Genomic DNA, 21,029 nt, shown 5'->3' with positions numbered 1-21,029 from the left:
CTGACCCAAGGAACATAGAAATGAGCGTGGAGTGCTTCGTCACAGGGGGTACCGGCTTCATCGGCCAACATCTGGTGGCGCACCTGAGTGCAAAAGGTCACACCGTACAGGTGTTGATGCGCCGGCCAGAGCGTCTTGCCGCACTGCGCGAACAAGTCGACCAGCTGGGAGGGAACGCGTCCCGGGTATTGGCCGTGGCTGGCGACCTGGCGCAGGACAACCTCGGGCTGAACCTTGCCGACCGCGAGAGGCTGAGGCAAGCCAGCGTGGTATTTCACCTGGGCGCCCACTTTGCCTGGGGGCTCTCATTGGAGCATTCACGTGCCGTGAATGTGGAAGGCGCCAAGCGCGTGGCGCTATTGGCGGCGGAGCAAAAAAGCCGGTTAGTGATGATCGGCGGCTTCATGCTGAAAAACCATGAACACCTGCAACGCATAGGCATTGATCCTCATCATCCCGAGCTGACCCATTGGCCCGCCCTCTACCGGCGCGTCGGTGCCTACGAGGGAAGCAAGCTGGAGGCACACTTTGCGACTCTGGAGTTGATGTCAGCCAAGGGCGCAGACGTGACCGTCGTCCATCCCGCCACGGTGTGTGGCCACAGCCACACCGGCCATATCCTCGAAGGTCAGCCACTGATGGAGCTGATACGAAGCCTTATGCAGGGAAAGCTGACCGCCGTGCCCGGCACCGCCGAACACTGGCTGCCGCTGGTCACCGTGGATTATCTGGTCGAGTTGGTGGTGGCCAGTGCTTTTGACCCGGCCATGAAAGGCCAGGAACTGCTGGCACTGGATGCCCAGACGCCCAACTTGCGCGAACTTCTGGCACAGGTGGCACAAGCCATCAGCTTGAAGCCTCCCAGGCATCACATTCCGCTGCGATTGCTGAAATGGCTGCTGAAGATTCCTCCCGTCGCGCGTTTTTTGAATACCAGTGTGGAGGCTTTGGACTTCATCCAGACCACGCGTTTTGATACAGAGGCGGTGGAGCAGTTTGCCAAAAGGCATGGGATAGCCAAACCGGATGTAGGTGAGGCTTTGCGGCGTACGGCGGTGTTCGTCAAGTCGCAGGGCGTGGCCTCGGGCAAGTCTCGCTGACTGCTCCTAAGGGGGGCTCGCCCCCGGATGACTTTGCCCGATTAAGAAGCCACTGCTCACAAATTCACAATCCAATATTACTAATTAATACAGTTCTCACCCCGAAAAAACTTGAAGCTACACCGGCTTTAAGCCTTATCAGGCTATTCAAAAGGGCAATGTCATTTTAGTAATAAAGGAACTATGCACATGCTTCTCCCTAGCGCTCTGACGCGAGTCAGTTTGCCCCTCGTATTGCTTGCACTGGTAGGTTGCGCCCCTACACCTGCGATGGGCCCAACCGCCAATGCCGTACGTATAACTAATAACGAGCCTGGCTCTGAGTGTCAGTTCTTGGGAGATATCACCGGCAGTCAGGGTGACTTCCTGCTGGGTAGTATTACTGGAAACGCAGATCTGGAAACCGGAGCACGAAATGATCTGAAAAACAAAGCAGCGGCAATGGGAGGCAATCGGGTCTACCTGCTGACTCAGCGAGCGGGTCAAACCGGTTCGGACAAACGATTGGAACAAACCAACGTCACCCTTTCAGGAAATGTTTATCGCTGCCCCCAACGGTGAGCCTGAGTCAGGTCAGGACTCGGATAGGAGCGACGCTACTCCTGACATTGGCGCAGGCTTTAAAGGGCTAAAAAAGGTGTCTACTGAGGTGGACACCATCGCCCCCATGATGGACTGGAACCATAAAAAATAAATATTCATATACTTCATACAGTTATGAAAACATACCTATCTGCTTAAGCAAAATTAAAGCAACACCTTTCACCCCACGCACCCTCCAGCAAAATTCCTTACCTCCCATCCCTACAATTTCGTTTCTGCCTCCTCCCGCCGTCGTGACAGCAACATCCAGGCATGATCTCGATTATTCGGCCGCTCCCCAGTGGCAATGCCCTGCGTGTATTCCTCGAGCCCCCAGTCGGCTCGCTGAATTGGCGCGTCCTGCGCAAAGTCTCCGACACCTTCACGGGGCCGGATGACGCGAGCGCCCTGCGCGCCTACGAAGGCAGCGAAAGCAATTTCGTTGATGTGGCGTCGCTGGCCAATGAAGTCATGGTCTTTTACCGACCCTACTACTGGAACGGCAGCGCCTGGTTGTCTGCGGCAACCGTCAACGCCACGCCTCGCGCCACTTATGTGGATCAGTCACACGACGCGGTCGGGTTCCTGCGCGATCGCCTGGAGGCCGGTCTGCTGGTTGAAGTACAGCGCGGCAACTTCAGCCCCGAGCTGGGCTACATCGCGGTGTACACCACGCCCCCCACCCTGTCGGCCGAGCTGAAATTCCCTTTCGTCACGTTGCAGCTTGAAGGCGCCAACCCGGTCAACCGGGCCGGCGAAGAGAGTGGCATGGGCGTGCTGTATGGCGACGAGGACGAGGAATCGGAGGGCTGGCTGGAAAAAGACAGCATTCGTGTTCTGGCGTGGTCGTTGAACAGCGACGAACGCCCGGCACTGCGTAACGCCTTGCGTCGCCTCTTGCTCACGAACCTCCCCGTGTTCGATGCCCGGGGGTTTCAGCAGGTCAGCTTCGGTTTCAGCGATATCGATGTCGCCAACGGCGTGTCGGGCCGCCCGATGTACCAGACGTTGTGCAATTTCACCTGTCTTTCCACGGCTCGCGTCTCCAGCACTGTCGGCTTGATCGGTGACATCGAGGTCCGCGTAAAGGACTGAATCCAACCTCCAACAAGGCTCCAAACAATGGCTTCCAAGAGTGTCACCCCTAATCCGGCAGACGGTACTGAACACCCTGCTGGCGATCAAACCGTAACCACCGTCGAGGTTGTTTCCATGTCGGACACCCCTGTACCCGCTGCCTTTGAAATCACGCTGGAAGAATTCATGCAGAAGCTTTCGCTGCGTGATTCACGAGTCGAGCTGGTTAACGGCTTCTACTTCACCGCAAAACAGAAAGGCGTCATCAAGGCTCTCGAATCCACGTTCCAGGCCCAATTCGTCGACTTCACCACTATGGTCATTGAGGACTAAACAATGTCTCTTTTTTACAACGGCAAGCTGTGGGTAACCCCGGCGACGATGTCCAAGGTCGACGACTCTGCCTATCAGAGCGCGAACCTGGGCGTGGGCAACTACGCCGCCTTCATCGGTACCAGTGCCGGCGGCGAGCCAAACACACCGCTGGCGTTCAGTTCACCAGCGGAAGCCAAAGCGGCGCTGATCAGCGGCCCGTTGCTGGACGCTATCACCAAAGCCTTTGCACCCAGCGCTGAAACGGGCGGCCCGTCGACTGTGTATGCCGTACGCGTCAACCCGGCCGTTCAGGCAACGCTGGCTCTTAAAGACACCGCCGGCGCAGACAGCATTCTGCTGAAATCCTCGGACTACGGTCAGTGGACCAACCAGATCAAGACCAAGATCGAGTCCGGCTCGGTGTCTGGCTTGATGGTCACCACCCAGTACCAGAACGGTTATGTCACACAAGACAACATCGCGCGTCCTGCCCTTACCGTGCAATACACCGGTGCCCAGGCAAACGCAGCCATGACCGTTTCCGGTACCAGCATCGTATTACAGGCACCAAGCGGCACCACCGTTGCTACTGTCGATCTGCACGTGTACTCCACCTATCAACAAGTGGTGGACTACATCAACACCATCGACGGTTTCAGCGCCGGTGTGGTTGATCCAAACAACATCAATGCCGTGGCCCTGAATGGTCTGGACTACGCCACCGCCGCAAACGTGAAAACCCAGTACACCGTGACCGCAAACCTGCAGGCGGTGATCGACTGGTTCAACAGTGGCAGCGAAGGCTTGGTCACCGCTACCCGTGCGCCTGACGCCGGAACAGTCCCAGCCCTGTTGCCTTTCACCTATCTGGCGGGCGGTTCCAATGGTGTCACCAGCACCCCTGAGTGGTCGGCAGCCTTCACCACCCTGCAATCGGTTGACGCGCAGTGGATCTGCCCGGTCAGCACCACGCCGGCGATCTGGGCGATGGCCGATGCGCACGTGCAGTTCATGTCCAAGTTTGGCCGCCTGGAGCGTCGTGCTGTTTGCGGTACCGATCTGGGTACTTCCGATGCGGCGGCGATCGCCTTCGCCAAAGCGCTCAACTCTGACCGCACCTCACTGGTCCATCTGGGTCACTACGGCTACGACGTCAATGGCAACCTGGCGCTGTTCAACGCTTCGTACACCGCGGCGATGCTGACCGGCATGTTCGCCGGCGTTAACCCTGGCACCGCACTGAGCAACAAATCGATCAATGTCTCGGGTCTGGAACGCAACCTGCGCAATCCGACCGACACCGATGCCCTGATCACCGGCGGTGTGCTGTGCATCGAGAGCACCAAGAACGGGTACAAGGTGGTGCAGTCGATCAGCACCTGGCTGGTGGACAAGAAATTCAACAAGGTCGAGCAATCCTGCGGCTGGGCGACCGACTACACCGCACGCACTGTTCGTGAGGCTCTGGATGTCCTGCGCGGGCAGAAAAACAACCAGGTCAACCTGGGCCGCGCAGCCACCATCACCGACACCGTGCTCAAAGCACTGTCGGTCGCCGAACCGGCCGGGTCAGGTGTTCTCGCAGGCGACAAGGCCAACCCGCCGTACATGGGCATTACCGTGACCGCCAGCGGCGACACGCTGGCCGTCGCGTTCCAGTGCTCGCCAGTCATCCCTATCAACTACATCCCTGTGTCGATCTCGCTGAAGATCTTCACCGGCACAGCCTCGGCATAAGGAGGACTAGCCCATGAAAAACAACCAGAAAGTCCGCAGCGGCAACCGTACGGTCATCACTTACGACGGTTTCCAGGTCGGTTTCGTCAAGTCGGTCCGCATGAACGATGACTACGCGCCGGAAGCGGCGTCCGGCATCGGCGACATTCATGTCGGCGAGTGGGTGCCGACCATGGCGCGCCACACCATCACCGTCAGTCGCCTGATTCTCGAAACCGACAAGATGCGCGAGCGTGGCATCTTCGCTGAAAACGGTGATGCCGTGCTGCAGGGTCTGGTCTTCGACATCGAGACCTATAACCGTGATGACGGCTCGCTGCTGCGCAAGTACACCGGCTGCTCCTACGCCTCAGGCGATATGGAAGTCACCGCGCACCAGATCCTGATCGGCTCCGGTCAGTTCAACGCGTTGGATGTGGGCGGCACCGGCGGTTAATTCGCGCGCCTTCCCCTCCCGAAAAGCCCGCGTCAAGCGGGCTTTTTGTCGTGACCAGACAATAACGGGAACCTTTCATCAACCCGACCGGGATTTCAAATGAGCCGCACACCTTCCGATACCGACTTCCATGAAGAGATTCCCGGGGTTGGCCAGTTCGTTTTCGCCCGTCGCACCATGCGCGACGAAATGCGTATTGCCTCCGAGTACTCGCGATTGACCGAAGGCGTGATGACGCCTACTCCGTTTCTGGCCACTGTGGCCGGCTGGATCGCCACGCTGAAAGTCCTGATCGTCGCGGCACCGGACGCTTGGGATCTGGATGAAATGGACCCGCTGGATGAAGACGCCTACAACCAGATTGCCAAGGTGAACAGTGCGCTTCGCCAACGGGAGGGCCAGTTTCGCAAAACAAAGAGAACGGCAGGCAAAGGCGCTGGGCAAGCACCTGGTGGGAACGATCAGCTTCTGGTTTCGCCGTAAATACCTGCTGTCACCGATTGATCCGCGCTTTCTGGATCTGACTCTGGAGCAGATGGAAGCGGAGTACTGGGCCTACCACTACTTCGAACAGCCACCTGGCGAGGAATTCGACGATGACGAATTCGACGAAGAATCGATCCTTGCCGAAATTGAAGAGCGGGCTTTGTCAAAGCGCCAGCGTCACCACACACAAACAGCACATAGGGCGGCAGAACTCCTGCCGCTTGATCCGGGCGACTGGGAAGACATCGACGAGGTAACGGCGTGAGCGACATCAAGATCCCAGTGAGCGCGGAGCTGAATCAGCAGGAAATCGATCAGCAGATCGCTCAGGTCAAAGCCGCCCTGACTGATCTGGCGCGCGTGGCCGAACAGGCGGGCAAGACCCGATTCACCCCGATCAGCAAGATCGACCTGGAAGACGTGCGCGCGATGCGTGCGGAATTCGAGGCCATGGTGCGCTTGGCACCGGCGTTGAAAAAAGCGCTGTCATTGGGTGGCCAGGACGGCCGCAGTTTCGAACAGGTTGAATGGGGCAAAGTGTGGGAGGGCCAAAATCAGCGTTCGAGACAGGCCAGCACCGTGCTGCGATACCTCCGGCCGGACTCTGTGGCAACCAACTCACCGAACCGGACTCAACCCGACGCGGCGCATCCTGACTCGTCACCCCAATCGAGCCCCGGCAGCCAAAGTAGCTGGAGAAGTGTTGCCGGCGGCGCAGCCGCTGATCTTGCCGGCAGCGTGGCGAAACAGGTCGCCGGCCTGGGAGGCGGGATCGCCTCGGGTGCACTGGCCGGCGCCGCCTCTGGTGGTGGCCGGGGTGCCGCCTTGGGCGCGATCACCGGCGGTTTGTCGGCCATCCTCGACATGATGGCTGAAGCACGAGATCTGGCGGCGAGCTATGACACGCTCAAACGCACGCTGGGCGACGTCAATATTTCCTTTGATGGCTTGCAGAACAGTTCGCGCAGCCTGGCGGATCAATACGCCCTGGGCGACAGCGAAGTATCGTCACTGCTCAAGCGTTACGCGAATCTGGCCGGTGGAAAGCTGGATCCGGCCGGGCTGGGTAACGAGACCGGCGTAGGCATCGGTTTCGCTCAGTCATTCGGTCTGGAACCGTCGGCTGCGGTGGATTTTTTCGGTCGCATGAAGGGCATGGGCCTGACCAAAGACGCCAATGACAACAAGCGTCTGGCGCTGATGATCGGTGAAAGCGTGGCCAAGGCCGGGGATCTGCCGCGCATGGGGGACGTCCTGAACAATCTGAGCCGCTATGTGGAAGGTGCGTCGCGCGTCAGCCTCAGCAGCCCGGGCTCCCGGGAGTGGCTGTCACGTATGGCGGGCCTTGAAAATACCGGCCTGGCTGGAATGAACCCGAACAGCGCGGCCGGGATTATCGACACCATCGACAACACGATTCGCCAGGGCGGCAATAGCGAAGCGGGCAAGAACTTCATGTCCGGCGTGTTGCAGCGCGACAAGAATCTCAACCCGATCCAGGCGCAGATCCAGTTGGAGGGCGGTGCGTTTGGCACAGGCAAGTCAGTGTTCGGCCCGGACTCGGCGATGGCGGCCTACTACGCCAAATTCGGCGGCGGTACCCATCTGCAAAACTGGTCCGACGGTGAAAGCACCGTCAGCGTCCTGCAAAAACGCCTGATCGAGCAGTACGCGGGCAAGTCGCCCGACCTATTGCTCGATGCCTTCAAGACCACATTCGGTACCAGCTACGGCCAGTCGGCTGCGTGGCTGACGTCACGCCCTGAAGATAACGACCGGATGGTCTCGCGTCTGCAACGCCTGGGCATCGATCCGCGTGACGTCAGCGGCAACGGCATTTCCCGGTTGAGTCAAATCGAATCTGATGCTTCGCTGTCTGAAGCGCAGAAAGACGCCAAAACCAAAGAAGCCGCCTCGCAGAACCAGGAAGATACCAAAGCCTCCGAAGCGCAGGCGGCCGCTGTGGCCGGGAATAACGCCCTGCTTCGATTGGCTGCAGAAGGCCTGCCCGCCCTCACGGCCATTCAGAATGCTGTGCAGCGCATGGCCGGCATCGATCCGGTTTCCGCCAAAATAGATGCGGATCACAAAGCTCGCAGAGAATCGATCAGCAAAAACGAAGAGGCGCAATACGACGCGGCTCAAGCGGAATACGATCGTTTGGTACCGTTTGATCTGATCGCCTCGTCACGCCGTTTGCTGGGTGCGCCGCTCAATGCAAAACAGCAAGCGGCCAAGGACCGGCGCGATGCGACCAAAACCGCTTATGAAAAAGCCTGGGCCGATGAAAGCCAACGCTACCGCCGGGAAAAGTGGACCGGTGTCAGCGAAACCCCGGCCACCAGCACCGCCTCGCTCACGGCCGGTCAAACGTCCGCTGCTTCGCCGGCGACCCAGACGGATGGCGCCGTGCCCATGGTCTATGAAAACGATCCAGCCCCAGGCGAGTCGGCCTCATTCGGCGCCGGCGGGGCAAGAGGCGTTACTCCTGAACTGCTGCAGCGTGCGGCCGAGTCCGACCGCAAGGCCGGCTTGCCGCCGGGCACGACCGCCGCGCTGATGATGGTCGAGAGCTCGTTCATCTCCAACAAGATCAGCAGCAAAGGCGCCAAGGGTCTGTTCCAGATCATGCCGGACAACATCACCAGCCTGTCGAAACGTGCCGGACGTCAGTTGAACCCGTTCAACTCCAACGACTCGTTCTACATGTATGACGAGCTGATGGCCGAGCGCAAACGGTACTACGGTGGCAACGTCGAAAAGATGCTGCGCAGCTATCACGGCGGATACGACGAAAGCCAATGGGGCCGCGCCAATAGCGACTACCTGCCGGCCATCGATAGAAGCAAACGTGAACTGACGGTAAACGGCGGGACACCGCTTGCGCAGGTCTACCAGATGCCACAAACCATGCAGCATTCGGTTGCCGTGGACGTGACCCTGCGCGACCCGTCGGGTAATCGCCTGAACAACGTCAGCATTGATACATCGGTCGGGCGCCCGGTTGTCAGCGGCTCGGGAGCAAAAACCTTGTGAAAATGAACGTCGATCAACCCAAGTTCCAGGTGAGGCTGATCAAGACCGTCAAGCGCAAGACGGTCGACGGTCAGACCCCGACTTCGTTGCGCTATCAGGGCGCCAGCGGCGTGATCGACCTGGCGCGCTGGCTGGGTGATGGATCCTCCATTACTACCAGCAAGAGCGTGCATGAGCCTGCCGGCGGCTTTGCCATCACCGTGCCGGACATGCCTGCAGATATTGGCGGGCTGGACACGTTGTACGGGATTGTCGAGCCGATGGATTTGATAGAAATCAGAATGCGGCGATCGATCTACCCGCTTAACAAAGAAAACATTCCGATTGTCATGCGCGGTTTTGTTTCGCGGATCACTCGTCAGGAAAGCATGTCAGCCAACGGCAGCCCACAGCGCACGATCACCCTGCACGGCCACGACTACGGGAAAGTCTGGCAGATGCTGCAGCTGTTCTACGGCCCCAGTTACATCACCGGGCAGGACGTGCTCTCGGCATTCAAACTGATGGAAAAATTCGGTGCCGGTTTTTCCAACACGCTGACGAACGTCGAATTTCTGCGCACGGCCATCGATAACCTGGTCAATCCGTTTCTGGCCAACCTGTTGCCCGAGGGCAGCGGTTTTCCCCTGCTGGATGTCAAAGCAGACCAAGTCGTCACCGCGTCCGTGGGCATCGCCGGTATTCAGTCGGATGAAGGCTCGGTGTACCAGTTGCTGAAAAAGTACCTGGACGTCGGCATATTCAACGAGCTGTTCATCACCGAGGACGACAATGGCGTTTACTGCAATTATCGTCAAAACCCGGCACTTGATCTGAACGGCACCCCGCTCGCCCCCGAGGTCACCACGGCGCCGCAGCTCAGTACCGAATTCACCAACGCGGCGATACTGAACCTGTTCGAGATCGATGCCGCCGATATCGTCTCGCTGCAGGTCTCACGCTCGGATGAGGGCGTCGGAAACTACTACTGGGTGTCTGCACCGTCGTTCAGTCTGAACAGCGACGCCATCATGCGCCAGATGGGAGTCAATTCCGAGCAGCGCAGCACCGTTGACTTTTCCAGCTACCCCAACTGCGCATCGGCACTCTATGGTCTGCGCCTGGTCTGGCAGAACACGCAACTGGGCGGCCCAGCAGTCACCAACAACAAATCCGGCCTGCCGGAAGCGGAACAGAATGCCCGCGATGCCAACCTCTTCGATTGGGTGGCCAACCGGCGTGCGTTCCTGGTCGCACAGAACAAGGACAACAGCCTGCTGGAGCTGGGGAATCTGCGCATCAAAGGCAACGAAAAAATTCGTGCGGGCAACTATGTGATGATCCGCCGCGGCAGTTTTTCGTCGATGTTTTACGTCAGCCAGGTCTCGCACCAAATGCTCCCCTTTGAAGGTTTTTACACCAACCTGGTGCTGGAGCGCGGGCAAAGCTTTTCCAACCGGATAAAACTGGCGGGCGGCGTTGATTCGCCGTATCTCGCGGAGATGATTCAATGAGTTCGACCTCCAGGCGCGCACGTGTCGTGGCCATCCATCCGCAAGATCATTCCTGTGATGTGATTGTGCTCAACGATGGCTCACGCTGGGCCGGCGTGCAGATCATGTCCGGCTCGGCCAGCACCAACACCGGGTTGAATGACCTGCCGGTGCCCGCCCCGGCACCAGACGGAAACCACTGGAACAGCAGTCAGAAAACGGCCCGGGACATCATCGCCATTATTGACTGGTGCGAAGGTTCGCCCTACATCACCGGGTTCTTGTTCCCGCAGATTTGCCAGATGACCTTCCCGGAAGGTAACCGCAAGATCGATCGACATGCCTCCGATTTTTATCACACGATCGATGGCGCCGGGAACGCAGAGTGGTATCACCCCAGCGGCACCTACCTGCGCATGGGAGCAAGCCCCGCGCACGAGGACTTGACCGGCAAGGACTTCGACAAAAAATGGAGTATCAACAACAACACCGCCTCCGCCCCCCATGTGCAACTGGTGGTCGCGAATGCGGGCGCGGTCAAGGCAACCATCAACATCGACCCGGCGGGAAACCTGACGGTGACCAGTGCTTCGGGAGCGGCCGTGCTCAAGTTTCCGGGTGGGACCACCATTGAATCGCCACTGACCACGTTCACCGGCGATGTGAAGGTCAACAAAAACATCAAGGCCGATCTGGACATCACCGACAAGGTCCGCAGCATGGCGGCCGACCGTGTCATCTACAACGGCCACACCAACCCGAACAACGGAAATAACCCGCCACCGCAGCAGATGTAATTTCTGTCGTGACGACATCATGGCGTCATGGACCTGAACTCGCCCGCGTCACAAAAAGCTGCCGACTGCCCCATTACGTTTGTGATGGATGATGAGTCAGCCGGTACATCCGAAGAACTGACTCTGCTGATCCGGCCGGAGGAACTTTCCGTCGGCTTCCCCAGCCGTCTCTCGGTCAATCAGACCCTGGGCGGCGCCTGGGCGGACAGTTTCGGCGAAGGCATTGAGGAGGGATCCTTTTCCGGGACCCTCGGCTGGCGCGCCGCCCAAGGCGACACCGGCGGAACCGAGCGCCTGCTCAACCTCAAGACCTTCGTCTATTCCGACTGGCATGCGCGTCGGGCTGCTGCGGTTGCCAAAGGCGATGATCCGGCACTGGTCAAACTGATCCTGGTGGATAGCCTGAACAGCTATTCGCGCGTGATCGCCCCGCGCGTGTTCGAACTCAAACGCAGCAGAAGCCGACCGTTGCTGGCTCAGTATCGATTCGGCTTCGTCATGTTGTCGCATGATCTGCGGGGCAAGGATCTGCAGCCAACCGATGAGAGCCTGTTTGGCACGATTACCTCGTGGATTGACAGCTTTACTGCGTCGATCAATGCCATTACCGCAAAGATCAAGGACGTGTACAGATGGATCGACACAACCATTGTTGCGCCGATAAAGAAACTGGTGGAAAAGACCATGGCGATCTACACCGCTATCAAAAAAATGGTCAACGCCGGCATTGATATGTACAAGGCGGGTATCGGGATCATCCGCCAGATTGGCAGCATCGCGACCCTGGTGACCTCGGCGCTCACCAACATTTTTCGCTCGGTGGCTTTGATCAAAACCATCCCCAACATTGCCAAGGCGGCGATCATGGGCGTGACCCGCGAATTTACCAACCTGTTCTGCCTGTTGAAAAACTCCAGGGTCGTCATGAGCTACGAGGATTACGACGACTTGTATGGCGCGTCCAATTGTTCCTCCACCGCCGGTGGTCGCTCGGTATCAGCTTACTCCGGCGCTACCAGCAACACCTTCGCGGCGGTTGCCAAACAACCGAATCTGCCCGTCAGCGTTTCCCAGGGCGCAAGCAACAGCCTGAAGGTGCTGGCCAATACCGACCTTATCACGACCAACCTGCCGACCGATGTCATCAACAGCAACCTCGCCATCGTCAACACGGGCCTGGTGGTGAACACATGAGCGACTTCACCAAGCAGTATTCCGGGTTTCGCTTTGCGCCGACCCGCTACGGCGATTCGTTGCAACTGATCGCCTATCGCGAAATGGGTGATGCCAATGCCTGGGCGCAACTGGCCTGGTTCAACAACCTGATTGCACCCTTTGTCACGGACGACCCTCTGCTGGCCAGCGATCGTGTGCTGCTGGGCGGAAGGCAGATCAGGATTCCGACGACCGTTGTCCAGGCGCAGCCGTCCGGCACGTCAGCTGACGATGTGCTGCTGACCGACTGCCAGTTGCTCAATCGACGCTTGAGCGTCAACCCGGCCACGGGCGACCTCAACCTGGTATCCGGTCGCGACAACCTCAAGCAGGCCTTGATACATCGAGTGATGACCGACCCGGGCGAGCTGATGTATCACCCCGCTTATGGCTGCAAGATTCAACGGCGCCGCGGCAACAAGAATGCCGCCGTCGCCATCCTGATTGGCCGAATGGACGTGCAGGACGCCCTTGCACAGGAAACCCGCCTAAAACGCATCAACTCGATCACCCCTTCCAGCAACGGCGACGTCCTGGCGGTGACGGTCGATGTCACGCCGATCACCGGCAACCCCATCATTGCCCAAGCGAGCGTGTAAATGTTCCAGATCAAGGATTTTGTTTCCATCACCGCGTCGATGCTCAACTGGATGCGCGCCAGCACCCACCGCATCACTGACTACAACGTGGGGTCGGTCGCTCGGACCCTCGTCGAAGCGCCTGCCGCCGAGATCGATGAGCTTTACCAACAAATGTTCATCGGTATCAAGGAGGCCATTCCGGTCGCCACCTATGCGACGTTCAACTTCGACGCGTTGCCGCAAATCAGCGCTTCGGGGCCGATCCGCGTGCAAGTGACCCCGGGGGCTGATGAACTGATTGCAGCAGGCACGACCTTTTCCGGCACCGGACTGGCCACCACCTACTCGGCATTGGCCGATGTGGTCATCGAGGCCGGCGCATCCTTTGTCGATGTGACCGTCGCGGCTGATAACGGTGGTGTTATCGGGAACATTCCGAAAAACCAGGCATTCACCTTGACCCCCTCGCCCGTCAACTTTGTCAGTGCGAGCAACTTGTCGGCGTTTTCGTCGGGGGCTGACGCCGAAACGCCTGATGAGCGCAAATTACGCTTCGCCAGTTACATCAATTCGATCGCCCGCTCAACCGTAGCGGCCATTACCTATGGGCTGACCACCGCCAACCGCAAGGACAAGGCCGGCAATATCATCGAGCATGTCGCCAGTGCCGCTGTGGTTGAACCGTATTTGCTGGACCCGAACGAGCCCATCGCCCTGGTCAATTGCTACGTGCATAACGGCACCGGCAGTACCTCCGCCGCCCTGGTGGCGATCGCACAGAAAATCATCGATGGCGACTATGACATCAACGGCAATCCGATCCCGGGCTACAAGGCCGCCGGCATTCCCGCCCATGTTTACGCCGCCACCGAACTGTTGGTTGACGTCACAGGCAATCTGTCGGTGCAGTCGGGGTATGACGAGCCGACGCTGGTGACGGCAGCCATCAGTGCAATCAACAGCTATCTACTGGGTCTGGGGATTGGCGAGGACGTGCTGTCGGCGGAGATCATCCGCATCGTGAAAAGTCTGGACGGTGTGTATGACTTTGCACTGACCAGCCCGACCGCCAACATCGTCGCGTCGAAGAGCCAGAAAATCATGCCTGGGGCCTTGGACATTACATGAAACTGACGCAGAAACTTCTTTCCCTGCTGCACCGGGTATTCGACCCCGATCCCGAACAATTCCTGGCCTTGCGGATCAGCTACGGCGGGGGCATGACTTGGAAGGTATCGGAAGGTGTGCTCAGCACTACCGTGACTGGCGGGATTGGCCGAGGTTTTTCGATCGACCTGACCACCGTGACGCTGGCGCAACTGATCGACCAGATTTCCTCGCGTCGCGGCTATCAAGTCCTGTACGCCGACAACAGCGCCAACCTGGAGTTGTCGGCGCGGGTATTGATGGATGGCACGGGCGACATCACCCAGTCCAATGGCGATCATCTGTACGCCTACACCAGCCTGGTCTGGGCCTACATGGAAGCGGTGGGCACCGAGCTCAAGGCCGCCAAGGCGCAAATCCCGGAAGCCATCAACCAGATGAGCATTCCCACCGCGTCCGGCGACTGGATCGACGAGCTAGGCAGTTACTACGGCGTTCCACGCTTGCAGAGCGAACCGGACCCCAGCTACGGCGCGCGCATCATTGCCGAGACGGTGCGCCCACGGGCCAACAACGTCGCCATTGAGCGTGCGATCAGTTACTACACCGGACAAGCAACGAAAGTTACCGACGTCATTCTCTACGGCCCCTCATTTCCCAAATACAACGGCGCCATCACCCGTAACAGCGCTTATCACTACCAACCGATGTCCTCGCAGTTGTACGGGTTGTTTGATGTGCAGCTGGGCTACGATCTGCTGGGCGGAACAGACCCGACAGCCTTCTCCGCGATCGTCACTGGCATTGTTAATCGCTTGCGATCGGCCGGTACTCACCTGCGCGCCTTGTCGCTGCAATCCAGTGCGATTGCCGACACGTTCACGCCTCCGGTGGATGGCGCTATGCCGCTGGTGGCTACTCCGGTCCTGGCGGATACGCTCACTGCGCCTTCGGAAATCGAACCGGTGTTGCTAGCCGCCATCGGTACCACCAACGACAGCCTGAATCCGCCCGGCGAAGCGTTATCCGGAACCGTTGCATACGATTACAAGTACAACAGTATTCGCAAACGAAACGGCGCCATCACCTACGCAGGCGGGACAAACGGCGCGCTCTCCATGTCGTGACGCCATGCTTGGGGTATTCATCCTGGAGCATGGCGAATGTCCGGCACTACTCTTAACGACTACTACGAAAAAGCCCCAAGCGGCCTGTTTCTGCTGCACGTCTACCGTGGCAGCGAATTGATCGACGTGATCAAGGAACGCAACCTGATCGTCGATGGATCGAAACAGATTCATGCGCAACTGCTGGGCGGCTCCGTCGCCAATCAGAGCGTGACCAAAATCGGCTTCGGCACCAGCACTGTCGCGCCTGCGCCCGGCAACATCGCGCTGACCGGGCAGTACCTGAAGGCACTAGACGGCATCACCTATCCACAGGCCAATCAGGTCTCCTTCCAGTTCTCGCTGGGCACCTCCGAAAACAACGGCGTGTCGATCGGAGAGTTCGGGCTTTTTACCGGCGGCAATGTGCTGTACGCACGCAAGACCCGCACGACCGCGATTCCCAAAGCATCCGACCTGTCGTTTACCGGGTCCTGGATCATTTCCTTTTGAGGTTCTTGATTAATGGCTAACCAACCAGAATCGCCAAACTATGACGCTGGCGTCTATCAACTGGAAATCGTCGACTCCGTTGACGGTGGCGTGGGCGCGAAATCGAACGCCCCGCTGCTATCCCTGGCCAACCGCACCGCGTACCTCAAGCAACACCTGGATGCGCTGGAGTCCGGCAGTTATGTGCCCACCGGTTTCGCGTTGCTGAACTCGCCGTCCTTCACCGGTTCGCCGACAGCCCCGACGCAAGCGGCAGGCGACAACACCACCCGGCTGGCCAACACCGCATTTGTACAAACCGCTGTCGACGGCACGGTGCTGGTGGACATATCCGGCGCCGCAACCACTACCCTGACACAGGCTCAATACGGCCCGGCCGTCATCAAGCTGACCGGTGCCGTGGCCGCCAACAAGGCCGTGGTTTTTCCAAACCTGTCCGGACGCTGGCAAGTCATCAACAATTCGACGGGAGCGTTCACCGTCACCCTGAAAACCGCCGCGGGCAGCGGCGTTATCCTGTCGTCCGGGATGTCCTCGAACATCTACTGCGACGGTTCCAATATCACCCTGCAGCAAACGGACTTTGTCAGCACCGATCTGACAGGTGTACCCACTGCGCCTACTGCGGCGGCGGGCACCAATTCCGCGCAATTGGCGACCACCGCTTTCGTGGCGGCCATGGGGGCGCAGAAAGCGGACCTGTCCAGCCCGGCACTGACCGGGGCTCCGACGGCCCCGACTGCAGCGTTTGGCGCCAATACCGGGCAGATCGCCAACGCTGCCTTCGTTCAGTCAGCGATTTCCGCACTGGTGGCGTCCGCGCCTGCCAGCCTGAATACGCTGGCCGAGTTGGCCGCCGCTATCGGCAATGATCCAAACTTCGTCACGAACGTGAACAACGGTCTGGCGAGCAAGCAGCCCGCGCTGGGGTATACACCAGTGCAGCAAGGTACAGGCGTCGGCCAGCTCGGTAATCTGGTCAAGCTCGGCTGGAGCCCGGCCTCCAAACTCAAAGCCACCGTAGACAGTACCGACCTGGGCAACGTTGCCCTGGAGAACTGGGTGGGTGCCAACTACGCCCCACTGTACTCGCCGAATATGTCGGGGGTTCCAACTGCGCCAACAGCGGGTGCCGGTACCAACAACGCCCAAGTGGCAACGACCGCTTTTGTCGCGGCGTTGGGGGCGCAGAAAGCTGATCTGGCCGGGTTTGCCCGCTCAATGGGTGCAAACGGCTTCCAGAAGCTGCCCTACGGCACGATTATTCAGTGGGGATATGGCCAAACGGATGCAAACGGCAATGCGACAATTGCATTCACTGCGGCATTCCCGAACGCATTGCTCGGCTTCATGGTTTGTGGCCGCTGGGTCGCTCCGCAATACCCGCTCGTCGCCGGCACCACGACATTACGAAACAACGCGCAGGCTGGGGTGATGATGAGCTACAACGGATCGCCTATTTCTGCCGGCTTTGACTACTACGCTGTTGGATATTAAGGAAGTCACTAAAATGTTCTATTCAGCTTCTACCGGCGGCTTCTACAGCCATGAAATCCACGGCGAAAACATCCCTGAAGACGCCGTCGAAATCAGCGAACAACGTCATCTGGACCTGCTCTCGGGTCAATCCGAAGGCAAACGCATCATTGCAGGCAAGAAAGGTCTGCCGGAGCTTGCCGATCCTGCCCCGGCGTCCGCCGAAACCCTGGCCATATGCGAGCGCGTCTGGCGCGACGGCGAATTGTCGGTAACCGATGGCCGGGTCTCGCGTCACCGCGACGAGATCGAGGCCGGAACCAAAACGTCATTGACCGCCGAGCAATACAGCGCGTTGCAGGCCTACCGCCAGGCTCTCAGAGGCTGGACCGAAGCCAAGGACTTCCCGCAAATCGCCGCCCGTCCGGTAGCCCCCGAATGGCTGAACAGCTAGGCAGACGTCGTGACATCAACCTGCGGTTATCCCAAAGGTTGATGTCCAATGCCCAAATTCAAACGCCTCAAAGCCCTGCTTGATCAATCAGCCTGGTTGCTGATTCTCCCCTCCCTGCTGACCCTTTTTTTAATTGACACGGCGATGCTGCAAACCTTGATCCAGTGGCTGGTGTTCGCACCTGTGCTGGCCGGGTTGGCGATCATCGTCAGTCGGGTGGTGTTTCCGCAGATTCACCTATCGACGCTGGTCGAGCAGACCGGCCAGGGCAATACCGCCGCAGGCCTTCTGGCTGCGGCGCTGGTGCTGTTTGTCGCCGTCGTGATCATGGCGCTGGTCATGTGGGCGAAGGCCTGATGCACCGATCGGCGCTCTGTCTTCTCGCACTGATGGTGCCGTGCGTGATGGCTGATGGCATTCCCGCGAACGCTCTGCGCTATCTGCCGGCACTGGTCAGTACCCAGCAAACTATCTGGCCGGACGCTCCCATGCCGTCCTTTCTGGCAGCGCAGATCGAACAGGAATCGTGTATCACCCAGACTCACTCCCGATGCTGGAATCCACGCGCCGAACTGAAAACACCCCGCGAAAACGGTATCGGCTTCGGCCAATTCACCAGGGCCTATCGCGCCGACGGCAGCATTCGCTTCGATACCATCAGTGAGTTGGCCGCCACCCATAAAAGCCTGCACGGGTGGAGCTGGCAAAAGCGCTACGACGCACATTACCAACTGGCCGCCATCGTAGAAATGGATCGCGCCCTGTACTTGCGCCAACGTGATACCGCCAGCAAGCGCGATCGCCTGTCTTTCACCCTGGCGGCCTACAACGGCGGCCCTGCCGGTGTGTTGCAGGATCGGCGCCTTTGCGCCAACACCCGAGGCTGCGATCCGTCCAGATGGTGGGGCCATGTCGAACGAACCAGCCTGAAAAGCAAAACACCGGCCAAGGGTTACGGACAATCGTTTTTCCAGATCAATCGCGAGTACGTCAGCAACATTCTGAACGTGCGCCGCCAAAAATATGAACCCTACTTTCAGGGCGATGCGCAATGAACACTGTTGATCGTGATGAGTTCCGAGAACTCGAGATAGCTGTCCAACACGCCGACGGTAACGTCATTCGTTTGCAGGAGCAGGTCAAAGCCATGCAGAAAACCGTTGAAGACCTGGTGTCCCGCGCCGAGTTCGCGCCCGTCAAACTGATCGCCTATGGACTCGCCACGGCGGTGGGTTCTTCGGTGATTTTCGCCATCCTTGCCAAGGTGATCATCAAATGACCGCCCCCGCGTTGTTCCGCGACAGGGCATTCCTGTTCGTCAGCACTTACCTGGCCGCGCTGTTCATTTCGCTGATTTTTCTGGGGTGGTTGCTGTTCGTGGGCGGCAACCCGATTACCATAAAAAACTATGGTTTGATCAGCGCTGCCGGCTATCCAGTGGAGCGGTTTCAGGTGGGTGAAATCGCCGGCATGAGATGGCGGCTCTGTGCCGACAAGGCGGTGACCATCGAACAATTCCCTGCGCTACGCGACGCGCGCGGCCTAGTGTTTCCGTTGCCCATCACGCTGAGTGAGTCGGCCACCGGCTGCCACGACACGCTCTATGGATTCGTAGTCCCCCCGTTACCTCCCGGTGACTACACCTACGTCACCCGTATCAGGTTTCAAAACAACCTGGTCGGACGTGACGAGGCCGCCACCTTCCCGCCTGTTCGCGTGAGGATTAGCTATGAGCGCACTCACTGATCTTGCACTCGGCACGACGTCGAGTGCGACAAGCAAAGCCATTCTGCCCTGGCTGTGTCTGGCAGCCATTCTGGCACTCGGATCAGCAGGAGCCGCGGGAATGTACGCCGGGTATGAGGTGGCCAACGCACGCTACGCCGACGACCAGAAAAAGCTACTGGAAGCGTTCGCCGAGGCCTCCACCGCACAGAAGGAAGCCCTGAAGGAATCACGCCGGCGTGGGGACGAGGCGACGGGTGTGTTCTTGAAAGAGCTGCGCGCGATGACGATCGTGAATACCACGATCAACAAAGAAGTACAGCGGGAAATACAGCGCACCGTCTACACCGATTGCAAGTTGCCGGACAGTGGCGCCGCCCTGCTGATTCAGCATGTCGACGCCGTTAACCTCAAGCTATTGGAGAGCGGCCCCCCATGAAGTCACTGATGATTGTCGTCGCGCTGCTGTTGGGCGGATGTGGCAGCACCTACCCGGTCAGTGTCAGTGACGACAAGGCCAGCATCGACCCTGCCGCAGCGCTGGTGTGTGATCCTGTACCAACACCACCGCCGCGCACGGAAGCAACGATGGGCCAACTGTACGCATTTGCTGATGACATGGTCGCACTATACGGAGTGTGTGCCATTCGGGACCGGGGGAAATACCGCTGGATCAAGTCACAGGGTCACTGAGGCGCGAACTGCCTGGCCCGGCGTTCGGTTTCGGTTTGGCAGCCGATACAGATTTCATACCCCCACTCCCGGCGCTTCGGCGGCAGCGTTCCTTCGCAATCAGCGACGGTGCACTGCTCGGGCCCATAACCTCTGTCGCCTGGAGCGTAACGCACCACTGCGGGCCGCGAACGGTTGTTGAACTCCCACTGGCGAAGCTCCACGGCTTGCGCGATATTTTCAATCGACATGACCACTTCCAACTCGGTGGACACCGGGTCATCCGGTGCCTTTCACCCAGTTTGCTGTCACGCCGAACTTGCGATCCTGGTTGTAGAATCTGACGAAGGGCGCTCTGCGCGCTGGCGCCCGCATCTGACGGATTGACCGGGTTCAGAGCCTTTCACCTGATTATTCCTTCAGAGAATCGCGCAAGGACTTTTCTGCCGAAAAGGCCACGCCTGCTGCATAAGGATCGCTATCAATCTTGAAGCGCCAGTTGGCGCCTTTCGGATGGCCATTCAAATCGACCATTTTAAGTTTCCCCAGGCGCGGCAGCAGGGTTTCGCCATCCAGCCGCAAACGCTCGATGATCTCGTCGGCCCAGGCATCCAGGAAGCGATTGATGGTTTCCTGTGACTCCCCGGTGCGGGTGGAAATAGCAGCGATGACAGCGTGTTTACTCATGGTTTGCTCCAGCACGCCGCAAGGATGCACGGCTTGCCTGTTCAGGTTAAAAAGACGTCGTAGTCTTGCGGCACGACGACAAGGTCCAGGGTTTCGGCTCTTTCAAGAGTCTCGCCATCCAAAGTCTGATCAATCTCAGCGACCCCGTTGAATTGCGAATCGTGCTGTTCAGCCCGTTCGACTCGAATCGGCCTACTGTTTTCGGCCTGCAGCGTCTCCTCCACAGGAATTAACTTGTCGGATATTTCCTGCAGACCCTTATCAGCGGTTGTGAAAACCGCAGCAGCAGATTTCGCCAACCTATGATTTTCAGGGCAGATTTTCTTACAGATGATGCGCAGGCAATTTCTGTAAATGCTGTGGTCGTTTCTTGCAGGTCCATTTCAGCTTCAACTACACCAGAGAAATCAACGGCCGATGCCCCCGTCTTTTAACGCATGAAAAATATCGACCTA

The 21,029-nt window shown here is 58.8% G+C and carries 27 protein-coding genes; 24 read left to right on the top strand and 3 right to left on the bottom strand.

Annotated features, from left to right (window positions below; translation table 11 throughout):
- The first annotated feature begins 20 nt into the window (after positions 1-20).
- From DK870_RS12765 to DK870_RS12650, 24 genes are all read left to right on the top strand, one after another.
- Complete coding sequence (locus DK870_RS12765; protein ID WP_161548790.1) at positions 21-1,100, top strand: SDR family oxidoreductase; 1,080 nt, start codon at positions 21-23, stop codon at positions 1,098-1,100.
- A gap of 183 nt (positions 1,101-1,283) precedes the next feature.
- Entirely contained in the window at positions 1,284-1,661 is a 378-nt protein-coding gene (locus DK870_RS12760; protein ID WP_305986819.1) for a DUF4156 domain-containing protein, read from the top strand.
- Between the two features lie 294 nt (positions 1,662-1,955).
- A complete protein-coding gene (locus DK870_RS12755) occupies positions 1,956-2,777 on the top strand; it encodes a hypothetical protein (protein WP_161548789.1) in 822 nt (273 codons plus the stop codon).
- Between the two features lie 27 nt (positions 2,778-2,804).
- Entirely contained in the window at positions 2,805-3,092 is a 288-nt protein-coding gene (locus DK870_RS12750) for a hypothetical protein (RefSeq protein WP_161548788.1), read from the top strand.
- Positions 3,093-3,095: 3 nt separating this feature from the next.
- Positions 3,096-4,811, top strand: coding sequence for a hypothetical protein (locus tag DK870_RS12745; protein ID WP_161548787.1), 1,716 nt, complete (start codon positions 3,096-3,098; stop codon positions 4,809-4,811).
- Positions 4,812-4,824: 13 nt separating this feature from the next.
- Positions 4,825-5,247: a hypothetical protein gene (locus DK870_RS12740; protein ID WP_161548786.1), complete on the top strand. Its 423-nt coding sequence runs from the start codon at positions 4,825-4,827 to the stop codon at positions 5,245-5,247.
- 99 nt (positions 5,248-5,346) lie between these two features.
- A complete protein-coding gene (locus DK870_RS12735) occupies positions 5,347-5,730 on the top strand; it encodes a hypothetical protein (RefSeq protein WP_161548785.1) in 384 nt (127 codons plus the stop codon).
- Positions 5,699-5,998: a hypothetical protein gene (locus DK870_RS12730; RefSeq protein WP_161548784.1), complete on the top strand. Its 300-nt coding sequence runs from the start codon at positions 5,699-5,701 to the stop codon at positions 5,996-5,998. Before DK870_RS12735 ends, DK870_RS12730 begins: the two co-directional genes overlap by 32 nt.
- Positions 5,995-8,769, top strand: a complete 2,775-nt coding sequence (locus tag DK870_RS29835) for a transglycosylase SLT domain-containing protein (protein ID WP_161548783.1) — start codon at positions 5,995-5,997, stop codon at positions 8,767-8,769. Before DK870_RS12730 ends, DK870_RS29835 begins: the two co-directional genes overlap by 4 nt.
- Positions 8,766-10,262: a hypothetical protein gene (locus DK870_RS12720; RefSeq protein ID WP_161548782.1), complete on the top strand. Its 1,497-nt coding sequence runs from the start codon at positions 8,766-8,768 to the stop codon at positions 10,260-10,262. Before DK870_RS29835 ends, DK870_RS12720 begins: the two co-directional genes overlap by 4 nt.
- A complete protein-coding gene (locus DK870_RS12715; protein WP_161548781.1) occupies positions 10,259-11,038 on the top strand; it encodes a hypothetical protein in 780 nt (259 codons plus the stop codon). Before DK870_RS12720 ends, DK870_RS12715 begins: the two co-directional genes overlap by 4 nt.
- A 27-nt stretch (positions 11,039-11,065) precedes the next feature.
- Positions 11,066-12,232: a hypothetical protein gene (locus tag DK870_RS12710; RefSeq protein ID WP_161548780.1), complete on the top strand. Its 1,167-nt coding sequence runs from the start codon at positions 11,066-11,068 to the stop codon at positions 12,230-12,232.
- Entirely contained in the window at positions 12,229-12,852 is a 624-nt protein-coding gene (locus DK870_RS12705; protein WP_161548779.1) for a hypothetical protein, read from the top strand. The genes DK870_RS12710 and DK870_RS12705 overlap by 4 nt, the downstream gene beginning before the upstream one ends.
- Entirely contained in the window at positions 12,853-13,962 is a 1,110-nt protein-coding gene (locus DK870_RS12700; RefSeq protein ID WP_161548778.1) for a baseplate J/gp47 family protein, read from the top strand.
- The gene (locus DK870_RS12695) at positions 13,959-15,068 is read left to right on the top strand and encodes a hypothetical protein (protein ID WP_161548777.1); all 1,110 of its coding nucleotides are present in this window, start codon (positions 13,959-13,961) and stop codon (positions 15,066-15,068) included. Before DK870_RS12700 ends, DK870_RS12695 begins: the two co-directional genes overlap by 4 nt.
- Before the next feature lie 36 nt (positions 15,069-15,104).
- A complete protein-coding gene (locus DK870_RS12690) occupies positions 15,105-15,560 on the top strand; it encodes a hypothetical protein (protein ID WP_161548776.1) in 456 nt (151 codons plus the stop codon).
- A 12-nt stretch (positions 15,561-15,572) separates the two neighbouring features.
- Positions 15,573-17,057: a hypothetical protein gene (locus DK870_RS12685; protein WP_161548775.1), complete on the top strand. Its 1,485-nt coding sequence runs from the start codon at positions 15,573-15,575 to the stop codon at positions 17,055-17,057.
- Between the two features lie 13 nt (positions 17,058-17,070).
- On the top strand, positions 17,071-17,490 hold the full coding sequence (locus tag DK870_RS12680) for a phage tail assembly chaperone (RefSeq protein ID WP_161548774.1): 420 nt from the start codon (positions 17,071-17,073) through the stop codon (positions 17,488-17,490).
- Positions 17,491-17,538: 48 nt separating this feature from the next.
- Positions 17,539-17,847, top strand: a complete 309-nt coding sequence (locus DK870_RS12675; RefSeq protein WP_161548773.1) for a hypothetical protein — start codon at positions 17,539-17,541, stop codon at positions 17,845-17,847.
- Positions 17,832-18,545 (top strand): lytic murein transglycosylase, encoded by a 714-nt coding sequence (locus DK870_RS12670; RefSeq protein WP_161548772.1) that lies wholly within the window; start codon positions 17,832-17,834, stop codon positions 18,543-18,545. Before DK870_RS12675 ends, DK870_RS12670 begins: the two co-directional genes overlap by 16 nt.
- On the top strand, positions 18,542-18,769 hold the full coding sequence (locus tag DK870_RS12665; protein WP_161548771.1) for a hypothetical protein: 228 nt from the start codon (positions 18,542-18,544) through the stop codon (positions 18,767-18,769). The genes DK870_RS12670 and DK870_RS12665 overlap by 4 nt, the downstream gene beginning before the upstream one ends.
- Positions 18,766-19,236, top strand: a complete 471-nt coding sequence (locus tag DK870_RS12660; protein WP_161548770.1) for a hypothetical protein — start codon at positions 18,766-18,768, stop codon at positions 19,234-19,236. The genes DK870_RS12665 and DK870_RS12660 overlap by 4 nt, the downstream gene beginning before the upstream one ends.
- The gene (locus DK870_RS12655) at positions 19,220-19,654 is read left to right on the top strand and encodes a hypothetical protein (protein ID WP_161548769.1); all 435 of its coding nucleotides are present in this window, start codon (positions 19,220-19,222) and stop codon (positions 19,652-19,654) included. Before DK870_RS12660 ends, DK870_RS12655 begins: the two co-directional genes overlap by 17 nt.
- On the top strand, positions 19,651-19,908 hold the full coding sequence (locus tag DK870_RS12650) for a hypothetical protein (protein WP_161548768.1): 258 nt from the start codon (positions 19,651-19,653) through the stop codon (positions 19,906-19,908). Before DK870_RS12655 ends, DK870_RS12650 begins: the two co-directional genes overlap by 4 nt.
- Here DK870_RS12650 and DK870_RS12645 read toward each other — a convergent pair.
- The 3 genes from DK870_RS12645 to DK870_RS12635 form a co-directional block, all read right to left on the bottom strand.
- On the bottom strand, positions 19,902-20,162 hold the full coding sequence (locus tag DK870_RS12645; protein WP_161548767.1) for a hypothetical protein: 261 nt from the start codon (positions 20,160-20,162) through the stop codon (positions 19,902-19,904). The two genes, DK870_RS12650 and DK870_RS12645, sit on opposite strands and share 7 nt — an antisense overlap.
- 136 nt (positions 20,163-20,298) lie before the next feature.
- Positions 20,299-20,574: an HU family DNA-binding protein gene (locus DK870_RS12640; protein WP_161548766.1), complete on the bottom strand. Its 276-nt coding sequence runs from the start codon at positions 20,572-20,574 to the stop codon at positions 20,299-20,301.
- Positions 20,575-20,615: 41 nt separating this feature from the next.
- Positions 20,616-20,873: a hypothetical protein gene (locus DK870_RS12635; RefSeq protein WP_161548765.1), complete on the bottom strand. Its 258-nt coding sequence runs from the start codon at positions 20,871-20,873 to the stop codon at positions 20,616-20,618.
- Positions 20,874-21,029 lie beyond the last annotated feature (156 nt).

It is taken from the genome of Pseudomonas sp. Q1 (assembly GCF_009935975.1).
GTDB lineage: Bacteria > Pseudomonadota > Gammaproteobacteria > Pseudomonadales > Pseudomonadaceae > Aquipseudomonas > Aquipseudomonas palleroniana.
The sequence above is the reverse complement of the archived record's forward strand: the minus strand, read 5'-3'. Positions and strand labels throughout refer to the sequence as shown.